Here is a 13,374-nt window from a genome sequence, read left to right on the forward strand (position 1 = left end):
ACTATACCTTCAAGTCATGACGAGTATCACGACCCCATATTTTATTAATTAAAGCGCGTGATACGATGATCCCAGTAAACATACTGGTCAAAATACCTAAACCAAGTGTTAACGCAAAACCTTGTACTGGCCCTTGGCCAATTGAATACAGCACCACAGCAATAATTAAGGTAGTGATGTTGGCATCAACAATGGTGCTAAACGCACTATCAAAACCACTATTAATGGCTTGTGCGAAACAGTGCCCTTCACGTAATTTGTCTCGAATTCGCTCAAACACCAGTACATTGGTATCAACAGCCATACCGACCGTCAGTACTAACCCTGCAATGCCAGGTAGCGTTAATACCGCACCAGGGATCAAAGCTAATAAACCAAATAGCATGATGACATTAGCCAATAAGGCCACATTCGCTACCCAGCCTAAGCGGCGATACCACAGCGCCATAAATACCAAGGTTAATCCTAACCCAAGTGCCAGTGCTGAAAAGCCATTTTGAATATTTTCGGCACCCAATGAAGGACCAATGGTTCTTTCTTCAACAATTGTCACTGGCGCTGTTAACGAACCTGCACGCAATAATAACGCTAACTCTTGGGCGTCAGCCATGTTACCCGCACCCGTGATCCTAAACTGGCTACCGAGTTGTGCTTGGATAGTAGCGACACTAATAACGTTATTGGTTTTTTTAGTTGAACCATCGGTATTGCGGCTGTACTCGCTGTAAAGCGTTGCCATTGGCTTACCAATATTATGCTTGGTGAAGTCAGACATTTTCTTGCCACCAGCATTATCTAAGGTGATATTTACCTGAGCAGCACCCATTTCACCAACACTGGCCCGTGCATCAATAATATGCTCGCCACCTAATATAGCGTCACGGGCAATGCGTATTGGTGCACCGTCATTATTACTAACGACCATGCTGCCACTATTGATTGATTTAAGTTCATGAAACGCAAGGCTGGCTGTAGCACCAATCACATTTTTAGCCGTAGCCGGATCTTGTACACCCGGTAATTCAATACGAATGCGATGTTCGCCTTGGCGCTGTACCATCGCCTCGGTAATGCCTAACTCTTCAATACGACTGCGCATTGTTTGTAAGTTCTGCTGCACGGTTAAATTAACGATGTCGGTTTTTTCAGCTTGCGGCATGCTCACTTCAACGAACAATCCCGAACTTTGCGTTACTTTCCATTGTGGATAAGTGGTTTTCATCCGTTTTAACAATGCGACTTTGGCTTCATCCGTTGGCAAGTTCAGCTGCAGGCGATTATCGCGATCAATACTGATCCTGACGCCACGTAAACCTTGGTCACGAAAATCAACACGTAAGTTATCCAGTAACTGCTGGGCTCTGATATTGAACACCGGTTCCATATCAACATCTAACAAGAACTGCACACCACCACGTAAATCCAAGCCTAATTTGATCGGCTTCATTCCCATGTTCTGTAGCCAAGACGGTGCAGCAGAAACCAAGGCTAAGGTAATATCATCATCTGCAGGTAAAATGCTTTCAAGTATCGCCTTAGCGCGGGTTTGGGTACTACCTTCTGCCAGTACAATAGTGGTTTTATCGACCTCTTGATCGATACGCGTCACTGTAATATCATTATTTTCAAGGGTTTGCTTAAGCGTATAAATAGCAGTTTTTGATGCTTGTTGGTGATTAATTTGCAACGCTGGATATTCACCATATAAGGTTGGAATTGCGCTGAGTAACATCAATAAGAGTGTGCAGATCAAGGCCACGTATTTCCAACCAGCATAGTGGTTAAGTAGTTTACGTGGTACTTTTGTATTTGATTTTCTTGTCATTTGATAGCTGTCCATCAATGCCCATGTCTACATAAAGTGCGTATATAAAGTGTTTGTTTAAAGTTCCGATATAAAGAACTTACATAACGTATTTATATAAAGTAAACACATAAAGTGCAGGCATATTGGTGATTAACTTGCTTATATATCCTGACAATAGCGTTATTTAACGCGCTCGTGAAACTAGGATAGATAAACAGATAAAGGCAACAAAAAAGCAGTATGTTTAATACTTACATTTCTGTCTAAGCAGATGTAATAACAGCGGGGTAAAGGCGATGAGAATATAATAGATTACTGTCTTTCCAGCCTGATATGCGTGACTTAGAAAAGGACGTACTCGTTAACCAGTATTGATAGAGATTAAAATTGACCGCATAGCCGATCACAAAAGACGGTGATGGTGGGATCGATAATTCAATTTCGACTTGATAGTCCGGTTCAGGGTTGTTCAACACTAAACGACCAGTACTGCTATAACGGGAGGTTTCCGTTAACGTAAATTCATAATTATGGCGTGTTTTCGATGAAATTGGCGGTTGTTCTGATTCACCGAGATCTTGGCTAACGCTATTATCTTCATTCACGTTAACCAGTAAAGATGCTGGTGCGAATGATGACAACGGTATTTCCGATAATTCTACCTGTGTACTAGCCTGAGCATTAAAGCCCAAAACTATAACAAACAGCAGAATAAAATATCGCATCAACCGAACTAGCATAGAATATAATTAATCATAAAAAGATAATTACATATCATATATCACTATAGTTTAAAGAGACAAGGATTATTTTAAACGTCAGAAAGCAAAAAAGGCTTACCGTTAGGTAAGCCTTTTTCTAAATTTGGTGCCCGAGGCCGGAATTGAACCGGCACGCCTATTAAGCGAGGGATTTTAAATCCCTTGTGTCTACCGATTTCACCACTCGGGCTGAGTGATAAACTGTTAAGCTGCTGCCTAACCGGATATGCGCTTACTTTACCTGATTCTAATATCGAGTCAATACAAAATATTAAACATAAATCAAATGGTTGAAAATAAGCGCTAATTGTTCATCTAGCAATCATCAGAAACAATCGTAATATCATTACCCTCGAGAGAATCGGCTGAACGGTATTCAACGTGACACTTATAATGACCCAGCTCTATTTCTTGCAGCTTATTAGCCCATTGACGAGGTATTATCTTCAAAGGGTAACCATCGACAAAAACAAACTGGCTATCAATTAACCCCATCGCAGATTTAAAATTAGCATTTGTGACAATATCATTTTCAACCCTGCTATAAAGTGGATATCCCCATTCGATATACAACTTTGTACCATCAACGGTATTAATAAAATAATGCCCAAGGCCAATATCCCAATAAGGGTGGCCATTACAGTCATACGAACAGTCATCACTAATTGGTATATTATCCAACTGTGCTTTTAGAAAAGCTATCTTACTCTGATCTTCTAGCTGCCCCGCAATACCTGATAATGTCGAAATTTTAGCATCGCGCTGAAGATTCATAAATTTAGGTAAAGCGACACTCGCTAACACGCCCAAAACGATAATAACAATGACTAATTCGATTAACGTAAATCCCGCAGACTTACTTTGCCTTTGACTCTTCACTACGGCCTATAAAATACTATATGATGAAATAAAGACCGCATTATACGTATGGTTTAATAAAATAATATAACGAATAAAAATATAATTAAGCTGCATCTGTAAACAATAGCAGACATAAAACCGTTAAACCTTTATTTTACGAATAATAACTTGGAATTTCAGTGGTATAGAAGATGATGATAAATCAGGGCATGAATAAGGATTAACTAAATTACAGACATAAAAAAACCAGCTATAGCTGGTTTTTTTATAAAATATTGGTGCCCGAGGCCGGAATTGAACCGGCACGCCTATTAAGCGAGGGATTTTAAATCCCTTGTGTCTACCGATTTCACCACTCGGGCACTGAATTTTTTATTAATCAGTTTTCAGTGCAAAACTAATCAATTAAATTTGTGTCTAAGGCTTTGCCTTGAGAACGAGGTACACTTTACTTGATTCTAATAATGAGTCAATAGAATATCAATCGATTTAAAGCAACTGATTTAAAAACAACCTATTTAGCATATTTCGCGCAATTATAATGTATACAAGGCGTTAGTTCTAACGCTCACCATTACCAAAGCGGTAAATAACCTGGCCACTGGCTAAATCATCATTGGCTGAAAACTTAGTACCATAATAATGTTGCCAATCAAATTGCAGAGCCCAATTACGATCTAGTTTGTAATATATGCCAACGCCTGCATTACCCTGGAATGTTTTAATATCTCGATCCTGATCCTTGAGTGCCTCACCTAAGCCAATATTGATATAAGGACGTAAATCGTTATCCGCATTGAAGTAATACTGCATATCAACGCTATAGTTCTCATAAACAATATGCTCTGCGCTGGTTTTCTCTTTCATTTCACCACGACTATAACTTAGACGCGACGAAAACTCGGGGCTAAAGTAAAGACCGAGACTGAATATCGGTGCCCAGCCATTTTCAAGCCCCCACTCATCATCCAAATTAAGATAAGCATAACCAGCAGAAAAACCAACAATACCAAAATCAACCGGATCGTCAGCGCCTGCAGCATTATACATATCACTACGCGCCTTGGTCGAATTGCCTTTACCACTACCCATCGCGTATCTGAGATTGATTTTAACCTGAGTTTCCGAGCTGCCATTCGGTAAGCTAACTTCTTGAATTCCTACATAGCCAGTACCCGCTATAACCACCTGTTTACCCACTAACTGGTTAATGCCATGGCCTATACTGTCTACAGGGTCAAGGAAGAATAACGCTGTACTGCCAAGCGCTTCAGAACCCCAGACTGTGCCACCGCCCTGGATAATGTCTTTTTCCTGATTAAACGCCCACTCACCGTACACCCAACCAAGCACAGGCGTGACAACCAGATCCTGTAGTGCAGGTATTTCAGCAAATGCTTCGATACCATATTCCCAATAGAAAGTAGACATCAGCGCTGAATAAATAAAAGCATCCCACTGTCGGTAGCCTGATTTACGCGCTGACTGGTAATACACGCCACCAAAATAAGGATGGCCGATGTAATTGATGTACCACACATCCCGATCCCAAACAGGTCCCTCTCGTACATTGTCCCACCACTTTTCAGCTAGCCGTTCATCACTCGTTTCCCAATTGGTAATATCACTTGGCAATACCGCTAAAAACCCCGCAACACCAACACCATACCAAGCCACAGATTTAGTTTGTGACCATAGCCGTTCGCCATCTTCGCCATTGGCTGTATCAAACAGTGAAATTTTATATGGCTGTGCGTAAACGCTATAAGGCAGGTTTTTATCTTCCCAACTACTATTTGTAACGGTCACAATAGATACTTCATTTACGGGCGTAGAAGTGATAACGACGTCTTCAGGCGCAGCAGGACTAGGTATTACTTCTTCAGCGCTAATATGAGTGCTATTGAGCAATAATGTGGTGGTGAAGAGTATTTTATATAGCTGAAGTATCATTCCTTGATCTGTCATGCAGTACTCAATTTGTAATTTTATATAACACAAACATAGCATTGCATGCTGTATCCTGCATTTATCAGCTGTAAGTATTTTTGGAGGCTAAATTTTAGATACAAAAAAACCAGCATCAGCTGGTTAGGGTATTTATAATCAATTTACATTTAGAATATGGAGGCGGGTCCCGAAGTCGAATCGAGGTCCACGGATTTGCAATCCGCTGCATAGCCACTCTGCCAACCCGCCATATACTGTGATGACAAATTAATTGTTAACACAGAGTGCTAATTTTATATCTTAGCGATATACACTATTTAAGTATTAGTTGGTGCCCGAGGCCGGAATTGAACCGGCACGCCTATTAAGCGAGGGATTTTAAATCCCTTGTGTCTACCGATTTCACCACTCGGGCACTGAATTATTTTTATAGTTTATTCGTTCCAGTGCAGAACCAATAAACTTGCTCTTTCAAGCTTAAATCATGGAGGCGGGTCCCGAAGTCGAATCGAGGTCCACGGATTTGCAATCCGCTGCATAGCCACTCTGCCAACCCGCCATATCCTGCCATCACAATTTTCGTTGCTAATACAGGGTGCTAATTTTACATCTTAGCGAGATATACTATTGCTAGCATTAGTAATAATTGGTGCCCGAGGCCGGAATTGAACCGGCACGCCTATTAAGCGAGGGATTTTAAATCCCTTGTGTCTACCGATTTCACCACTCGGGCACTGAATTTTTATAGTTTATCCGTTCCAGTGCAGAACCAACAAACTCGCTCTTTCAAGCTTTAATCATGGAGGCGGGTCCCGAAGTCGAATCGAGGTCCACGGATTTGCAATCCGCTGCATAGCCACTCTGCCAACCCGCCATATTTTACATTTAAAGTCATATGTTTAATGTTATATCTAACAAAAAGAAATTGGTGCCCGAGGCCGGAATTGAACCGGCACGCCTATTAAGCGAGGGATTTTAAATCCCTTGTGTCTACCGATTTCACCACTCGGGCACTGAATTCTTTTACATATCATCTAAGCTATTTTATCAAACCGCTGTAGACCCTATGTGCTGACGCATTCTACAGACCTAAAAAATAGAGTCAACACCCTTTTAGCGGCAACGAACAAAACGCTTACGTTTCAACCTAAACAGTCTGTTTTTTAACTAAAAGGGCTTAAATGCCGCCATAATAGCGACTTACTCTAAAACAACTTATAGGGTTACTAGAAATAATGTCTTAATCTTCGCTGGTTAACTCGCCCCACGCCGCAGAAAAGTACTGCACCATAGAAATCACGGTTAACACCATAGCGGCATAAAAAACTAAATACGCAAGATAGACCATCCACGGGCCTTGTTGCCAAATAAAACCGCCTAGCGCCATCATTTGCAAACTGGTTTTCCACTTACCTGCGTTACCAACTGCAACATTCGCACGTTTACCGAGATCTGCCATCCATTCACGTAAACCTGAAATAGCCAGCTCGCGGCCAATCATAATCAGCGCAGGGATCATCACCCATAATGCACTGTGCTCACCAATGGTGGCAGCGATACGGTCGTGATCGCCCGCTATCATCACTAGCGCCGTGATCACCATGATTTTGTCTGCAACAGGATCTAAGAATGCGCCAAGCTTGCTTGATACATTCCAACGTCTTGCTAGATAACCATCAAGGTAATCGGTTACGCCAGCAATAAAGAAGATCCACGTGGCAATATAAAACGAATTTTCAATTGGTAAATAAAACGCGAGAACAAAAAAAGGAATTAAAATCACGCGAAACAAAGTTAAAATATTGGGTATGTTTTTCATTATTCTCATGCTTTTGAAATTGAAACATCTCTATAGTCCTATATCTTGCTTATTGATGCAATGAATCATAGATTTTTTCTGCTAAATCAATACTGATACCTGGTACTTTTGCAATTTCCTCCCTACTCGCACTGCGTAATTGCTGTAAGCCCCCCATGAATTTAAGTAATACTTGGCGACGTTTCGGCCCAACCCCAGTAATATTTTCTAACCCGCTAGTACGTTTAACTTTGTTCCGACGGGCACGATGTCCCGTAATGGCAAAACGATGAGATTCATCACGAATATGCTGTACCAGGTGCAATGCCGGTGAATCACTGGGTAAATAAAACTCGGTATCAGCCACGTTATCCAATGCGCCGGACAAAATTAATGTTTCTAGGCCCGCTTTACGGGTCACGCCTTTAGCAATACCAATTATTTTAGGTCGTTTAACGGCAAAGTTATCAGCGTACTGAGTAAGTACCTGCTCTGCCTGGGTCATCTGGCCTTTACCACCATCAATAAATAAAATATCCGGTATCTTATCCACTTCAATGGCCTTTTTAAAACGACGCTCTAATACTTGCGCCATCGCCGCGTAATCATCGCCACCGGTAATACCACTAATATTAAAGTGTCGATATTCGCTTTTATTCGGTCCATCGCGATTAAACACCACGCACGATGCCACCGTTTGCTCACCACCCGTATGACTAATATCGAAACATTCCATACGTTGGATCTTGCCATCAAAACTCAGTACTTTCTCTAACGCTTTAAAGCGGTTTAGCACTGTACTCTTGGTTGCTAGCTTAGTTGTTAATGCTGTTTCAGCATTAGTAAGCGCTAACCTTAAAAACTTAGAACGATCGCCACGCTTAGGGTTAGTCAGCTTTATTTTGCGCCCTGCTAGTTGGCTTAAACTTGCCTCAATTAATTCATGTTCTTCAGGTAACTCAGTTAACAGTACTTCTTTTGGGATCGCCTGCTGTGTTTCTTTATTCAGGTAATACTGTAATAAGAATGCTTGAATAACTTCATTATTATCTGTGTTTACAGGCACGGTAGGAAAATAACTCCGACTGCCAAAGACTTTACCCGATCGCACGAATAACAGATGCACACAAGCAATGCCATTTTTGAAGGCAAAACCAATCACATCCATTTCACCTAAATCAGACGTTACATATTGCTGTTCTTGAATGGTTCTTAGGGCTTGGATTTGATCGCGATAACGTGCCGCGGCTTCAAAATCTAACTGTTGGCTAGCCTGCTCCATCTTAACCACTAATTCATTAATGACATCGATATTTTTACCCTTCAAGAACAACGCTGCAAGTGCTACTTGCTGGTCATACTCATCAGGATTGTGCATCTTTACACAAGGCCCTAAACAGCGTTTTAGCTGGAATTGTAAACACGGGCGAGAGCGGTTTTGATAATAACGGTCTTCACACTGACGCACAGGAAAGAGTTTTTGCATTAAATGCAGACTTTCTCGCACCGCACTGCCACTTGGATAAGGACCAAAATATTGCCCCTTACGCTTATTCCGCGTGCGGATAGACATTAGCTGTGGGTGTTTGTGATCGGTAATCAGAATATAAGGGTAAGACTTATCATCACGCAGTGACACGTTGTAACGCGGCTGATAGCGCTTAATATAGGTATGCTCAAGTACCAAGGCTTCAGTTTCGGAGTGCGTTACCGTGACATCAATATTAGCGATATGCGTTACCAGTACGCGGGTTTTTTCACGATCGACGGTTGCTCGAAAATAACTGCTTAAACGTTTGTGTAGATTTTTGGCTTTACCGACATAAATAACCACATCTTTATGATCATACATACGATAAACACCGGGCTGGTGCGAGACTGTTTTTAAAAAATCTTGATGATTGAATTGTTCTTTAGAAGGCATAAAATAAAAGACACCCGAAGGCATCTTTCTCAATTGAAATTAAGTAAAGTAATACTTAATTATAGTGTATCTGCATCTAAGATACCGTGTCTAATCGCTAAGTGAGTCAATTCAACGTCACCGTTAATATTAAGCTTACTGAATAAGCGATAGCGATAAGCATTAACAGTCTTAGAGTTAAGGTGTAGCTGCTCAGCAATATCAACTACTTTCTGTCCTTTCGTAATCATCATCATGATCTGTAACTCACGTTCAGACAAACTTTGAAAAGGACTTTCATCAGCAGATGAAAATTGGCTTAATGCCATTTGCTGTGCAATTTCAGGGGCTATATAACGTTGCCCACTATGCACTTTACGAATTGCGCCTAATACCTCTTCTGGTGCTGCACTTTTAGTTAGATAACCTGCACCACCCGCTTGCATTACTTTGCTTGGGAAAGGTTCTTCCGTGTGTATCGTTAACACGATAATTCTAATATCAGGATTATTTCGTAAAATTTTACGTGTCGCTTCTAATCCGCCAATACCTGGCATGTTCATGTCCATCAAGATCACATCAGGTTGATTGTCTCGACAAAATTGAACGGCATCCTCTCCGCATGAAACTTCACCCACGACTTTAATACCACGTACATCTTCAAGAATTCGGCGAATTCCGGTACGGACTAATTCGTGATCATCGACAAGGAATACATTAATCAAAAGAATATCTCCGCATACACATACATACAATTTCTATAGAGCATAATACCTTAGATGGTCAAAAATAGGTTGTTATTTTTGCTATCTCGCTCGCCATATAAGCTAATATGCTTATACCAAATAATAATATCATATTATATATCAATAATTTAATAACGTTATGACTTTAAACCTAAAATGCGGTGCAGTTGGCAAAATAACAATTAGTTACTAAGAAAGGCTGAGATTTCGGTCACTCTATAATTACTTTATAAATATATGTAAACGATATATATATTTTTATCGCTGATAATACAGTCGCTTATTAATTCGCCAGCATTGCTTATTGCTTGCCGTTAAAAATATGTTACATTTTGTCTACAGTTAGCTAAGAGGACGAACCCATGGAAATACCGCAACCACAGTTAATAGAAAAACCCTATCCGCCTGCAGATGATGATTGTTGTGGCGGTGGCGCTTGTTGTCCGTGTGTTTGGGATTATTATTATGCACAACGAAAATTATGGAATGCACAACGTGCAGCACTGCTTGAGCAAGCTGAGTAAGCTGAGTAAGACAATATTTTGAATTTACTAATCGTCAGATAGCAAAAAGGCGCTGTTCTTTATCAGAACAGCGCCTTTTCTATGTAGATGGCGGAGGAGGAGAGATTTGAACTCTCGAGGAGCTATTAACCCCTGCTGGTTTTCAAGACCAGTGCATTCGGCCACTCTGCCACCCCTCCGCAGCAATGGAGCGTATAATAGAGAGATAGCGGCGACTTGTAAAGCAAAAATCCAAAGCCTGCAAACTTCGCACAAAATAAAACCAACTTGATCAACTTCCTAGCGACACAGCAAAATAAGTGCTTAAAAACATCTCATTCGAGAGCTCTATCAGTAAAGTCTCGATGACTATCAACTACACTAAAAAATGATAGTGCATGCAATGGTCTGATGGTGATGAGATAGTACTAAAATTAGGTACTAAAATAGAATAGTGGAATATTGAGAAAGAGTGCTGGGATCGTATCAAACGAGAGTACTGAAAGGCGAACGGTCAGGAAAAGAATAAGCGTTAGATGCAAAAAAGGCGCTACCTTTGCAGATAGCGCCCTTCTCTATATAGATGGCGGAGGAGGAGAGATTTGAACTCTCGAGGAGCTATTAACCCCTGCTGGTTTTCAAGACCAGTGCATTCGGCCACTCTGCCACCCCTCCGCAGCAATGGAGCGTATAATAGAGACATGATGGCGACTTGTAAATATCAACAAGCTAAAAATTGATAGCAAACGTTTTAAGCGTTTACTTTTCATTCGCTTCGCGCTGTAATTCGACGATACAACACAATAACAAGTAACAGCAGAAAGCTGCTGTCGAACATAACACCGGTATTTATCATTAAAGGTGCAACATGGATAAACAAGCAGTCAAAATTACGCTCTATCGCTGGGCTGGTAATTGGGGACCTTTTCACATTAAGATCCCTTGTGGCGAATGCGCACTAACCAAAGATATTGTCTTGGATACCCTAAAAAATGAATTAGGTGGTATTCCGGTCGAGCTAGAAATTAAAGACTGGTTAAATGAATGGTGGCAACCGATGCTTAAAGGTGGTTGGCATGCCCCTATCGTCATGGTTGCAGATAAGGTGATCAGTCAGGGTCGCGCATTAAACCGCGGCGTATTAACCCAAGCCGTAATCGAAGCACATTCCCAACAAGTACCCATCACAGGTCAGCACATTTTTGGCAAGCAAAACTGCCCGCATTGCCAACGCGCGAAAACATACTTACAACAAGCGAATATCGAATACATCTATCATGATGTGATCACCAGTCCTCGCGCCCTTTATGAAATGCTCTCGAGAGTAAAGCCGTTAATCGATCCTAAACAACCGGTGACAGTACCGCAGATATGGATAGACGGGCATTATGTTGGCGGCGCAGATGAGTTAAGTAGTATCGTAAAACAAGATGTAGAGGCAAATACAGAACGCGGGCAATGCTCCTTGTCTGAGAAGTTATGAGGGTTGTGAGAGGTAACGAAAGTTATAAAAGTACTGATAAAGGCTAAAATGCAAAAAAGGCGCTATCTTTGCAGATAGCGCCCTTCTCTATATAGATGGCGGAGGAGGAGAGATTTGAACTCTCGAGGAGCTATTAACCCCTGCTGGTTTTCAAGACCAGTGCATTCGGCCACTCTGCCACCCCTCCGCAGCAATGGAGCGTATAATACAGAGTTTGAAAAAAAGATAAAGTGTTTTAAAAAATTAATCAAATTTTTAAGTCAAAAGGCTTGTTTTTAACTTATTTGACTATAAATTAACTACATTGTCATAATATGTCGGAACTTTAGGGTATACTGATACTCTAACTGGCAGTGTTAATTATTAAGGAACAGACACAATGCAACAACGTACGATTCAGACTCAGTCGCAAACAAGCGTACTAGCGACCAATAAGGTACTTCGAAATACCTATATGCTATTAGCGATGACACTCGCGTTTTCAGCGATAATTGCTGCTGCAGTAGTAACATTAAACTTACCTGCGCCTGGCTTTATCATTACCCTTGTTGGTGTATACGGTTTAATGTACTTAACAGAAAAGAACCGTAATAACTCAATGGGTATTTTATTTGTATTCCTATTCACTGGTTTCTTAGGTTATACGGTTGGCCCATTAATTAACATGTACATAGGTGCAGGTATGGGTGACATTGTTGTATTAGCCTTTGCTGGTACTGCATTTACTTTCTTTGGTTTGTCTGCATACGTGCTGACAACGAAAAAAGATATGTCTTTCCTAAGCGGCATGATGACAGCAGGCTTTGTAGTATTAATCGTTGCTATGATTGGTAACATCTTCCTACAAATCCCAGCACTTAGCCTAGCTATCAGTTCAATGTTCATCTTGTTCTCATCAGGTGCTATCTTGATGCAAACAAGCTCGATCATTAAAGGTGGCGAAACGAGCTACATTTCTGCAACGGTAACTATCTTTGTATCACTGTATAATATCTTTATTAGCTTACTGCAAATCCTAGGTGTTATGAATAGCGATGACTAATTACAATTAAACTGTAATTATAAATAGTGAAAAGCCTCGTTTGACGAGGCTTTTTTGTTTTCCCTTTACGATTAGTTTAAACCTATGTTAATTATCAACGAACAACAGATCGCTACCGACAAGCAAGGTTACCTACTTAACTCGAGTGATTGGAGTGAAGCACTGGCACCTTTGATTGCCGAACAAGAAAGTATTGAGATGAGCCCCGCTCATTGGGAAGTGGTGCTTTTCGTGCGTAATTTCTATCTTGAATACAATACCTCCCCTGCTATTCGCGCATTAGTGAAAGCGATGGCGAAAAAGCTCGGTGCAGATAAAGGTAACAGCATTTACCTATATAAGCTGTTCCCAAAAGGCCCAGCCAAGCAAGCCACTAAAATAGCCGGCTTACCTAAACCAGCCAAATGCCTATAAATAACCTCTTTAAAGAGTGTCTGCAAATGTGTCATAAATAGGCCTGTAATCTGTGCCTATAAAAAGAGCCTTTCATTAGCTCGCTAATAAACACAGAAATAAAAAA

General features: G+C 40.9%; 11 protein-coding genes and 11 tRNA genes. 4 read left to right on the forward strand and 18 right to left on the reverse strand.

Annotated elements, in window-relative coordinates:
* Position 1 precedes the first annotated feature (1 nt).
* The 15 genes from secD to uvrY all read right to left on the reverse strand — a co-directional run bounded on the left by secD (position 2) and on the right by uvrY (position 9,805).
* Positions 2–1,825: a protein translocase subunit SecD gene (gene secD, locus CXF93_RS01020; RefSeq protein ID WP_232784046.1), complete on the reverse strand. Its 1,824-nt coding sequence runs from the start codon at positions 1,823–1,825 to the stop codon at positions 2–4.
* Between the two features lie 245 nt (positions 1,826–2,070).
* The gene (locus CXF93_RS01025) at positions 2,071–2,448 is read right to left on the reverse strand and encodes a hypothetical protein (protein ID WP_232784048.1); all 378 of its coding nucleotides are present in this window, start codon (positions 2,446–2,448) and stop codon (positions 2,071–2,073) included.
* Positions 2,449–2,672: 224 nt separating this feature from the next.
* A tRNA-Leu gene (locus CXF93_RS01030) sits at positions 2,673–2,758 on the reverse strand.
* 125 nt (positions 2,759–2,883) lie between these two features.
* Complete coding sequence (locus CXF93_RS22410; RefSeq protein WP_101060464.1) at positions 2,884–3,447, reverse strand: type IV pilin protein; 564 nt, start codon at positions 3,445–3,447, stop codon at positions 2,884–2,886.
* 258 nt (positions 3,448–3,705) lie between these two features.
* Positions 3,706–3,791 (reverse strand) — tRNA-Leu (locus CXF93_RS01040).
* 199 nt (positions 3,792–3,990) lie between these two features.
* Complete coding sequence (locus CXF93_RS01045; RefSeq protein ID WP_101060696.1) at positions 3,991–5,397, reverse strand: DUF3943 domain-containing protein; 1,407 nt, start codon at positions 5,395–5,397, stop codon at positions 3,991–3,993.
* 157 nt (positions 5,398–5,554) lie between these two features.
* Positions 5,555–5,628: transfer RNA gene (locus CXF93_RS01050), tRNA-Cys, on the reverse strand.
* Positions 5,629–5,708: 80 nt separating this feature from the next.
* A tRNA-Leu gene (locus CXF93_RS01055) sits at positions 5,709–5,794 on the reverse strand.
* A 70-nt stretch (positions 5,795–5,864) separates the two neighbouring features.
* Positions 5,865–5,938 (reverse strand) — tRNA-Cys (locus CXF93_RS01060).
* A gap of 88 nt (positions 5,939–6,026) precedes the next feature.
* Positions 6,027–6,112 (reverse strand) — tRNA-Leu (locus CXF93_RS01065).
* A gap of 67 nt (positions 6,113–6,179) precedes the next feature.
* Positions 6,180–6,253, reverse strand: a tRNA-Cys gene (locus tag CXF93_RS01070).
* 52 nt (positions 6,254–6,305) lie between these two features.
* A tRNA-Leu gene (locus tag CXF93_RS01075) sits at positions 6,306–6,391 on the reverse strand.
* A gap of 228 nt (positions 6,392–6,619) precedes the next feature.
* Positions 6,620–7,198 (reverse strand): CDP-diacylglycerol--glycerol-3-phosphate 3-phosphatidyltransferase, encoded by a 579-nt coding sequence (gene pgsA / locus CXF93_RS01080; RefSeq protein WP_101060465.1) that lies wholly within the window; start codon positions 7,196–7,198, stop codon positions 6,620–6,622.
* 49 nt (positions 7,199–7,247) lie between these two features.
* Positions 7,248–9,125, reverse strand: a complete 1,878-nt coding sequence (uvrC, locus tag CXF93_RS01085; protein ID WP_101060466.1) for an excinuclease ABC subunit UvrC — start codon at positions 9,123–9,125, stop codon at positions 7,248–7,250.
* Between the two features lie 35 nt (positions 9,126–9,160).
* Positions 9,161–9,805: a UvrY/SirA/GacA family response regulator transcription factor gene (gene uvrY, locus CXF93_RS01090; protein WP_101060467.1), complete on the reverse strand. Its 645-nt coding sequence runs from the start codon at positions 9,803–9,805 to the stop codon at positions 9,161–9,163.
* 383 nt (positions 9,806–10,188) lie between these two features.
* Between uvrY and CXF93_RS01095 the strand changes: the two genes are divergently transcribed.
* Positions 10,189–10,350 (forward strand): oxidoreductase-like domain-containing protein, encoded by a 162-nt coding sequence (locus tag CXF93_RS01095; protein WP_101060468.1) that lies wholly within the window; start codon positions 10,189–10,191, stop codon positions 10,348–10,350.
* Between the two features lie 88 nt (positions 10,351–10,438).
* On the opposite strand, the gene CXF93_RS01100 is transcribed toward CXF93_RS01095, so the two are convergent.
* Together CXF93_RS01100 and CXF93_RS01105 are read right to left on the reverse strand one after the other, a co-directional pair.
* Positions 10,439–10,529: transfer RNA gene (locus CXF93_RS01100), tRNA-Ser, on the reverse strand.
* A 384-nt stretch (positions 10,530–10,913) separates the two neighbouring features.
* Positions 10,914–11,004, reverse strand: a tRNA-Ser gene (locus CXF93_RS01105).
* Between the two features lie 193 nt (positions 11,005–11,197).
* Here CXF93_RS01105 and CXF93_RS01110 point away from each other — a divergent pair.
* The gene (locus CXF93_RS01110) at positions 11,198–11,812 is read left to right on the forward strand and encodes a glutaredoxin domain-containing protein (protein WP_101060469.1); all 615 of its coding nucleotides are present in this window, start codon (positions 11,198–11,200) and stop codon (positions 11,810–11,812) included.
* Between the two features lie 96 nt (positions 11,813–11,908).
* Here the strand turns inward: CXF93_RS01110 and CXF93_RS01115 are convergent.
* Positions 11,909–11,999 (reverse strand) — tRNA-Ser (locus tag CXF93_RS01115).
* Positions 12,000–12,191: 192 nt separating this feature from the next.
* On the opposite strand from CXF93_RS01115, the gene CXF93_RS01120 reads away from it, so the two are divergent.
* Together CXF93_RS01120 and CXF93_RS01125 are read left to right on the forward strand one after the other, a co-directional pair.
* Positions 12,192–12,854 (forward strand): Bax inhibitor-1/YccA family protein, encoded by a 663-nt coding sequence (locus tag CXF93_RS01120; RefSeq protein ID WP_101060470.1) that lies wholly within the window; start codon positions 12,192–12,194, stop codon positions 12,852–12,854.
* A gap of 84 nt (positions 12,855–12,938) precedes the next feature.
* Positions 12,939–13,268 (forward strand): TusE/DsrC/DsvC family sulfur relay protein, encoded by a 330-nt coding sequence (locus tag CXF93_RS01125; protein ID WP_101060471.1) that lies wholly within the window; start codon positions 12,939–12,941, stop codon positions 13,266–13,268.
* Positions 13,269–13,374: the final 106 nt, after the last annotated feature.

The organism is Moritella sp. Urea-trap-13, from assembly GCF_002836355.1.
In the GTDB taxonomy this organism is placed as follows: Bacteria; Pseudomonadota; Gammaproteobacteria; order Enterobacterales; family Moritellaceae; genus Moritella.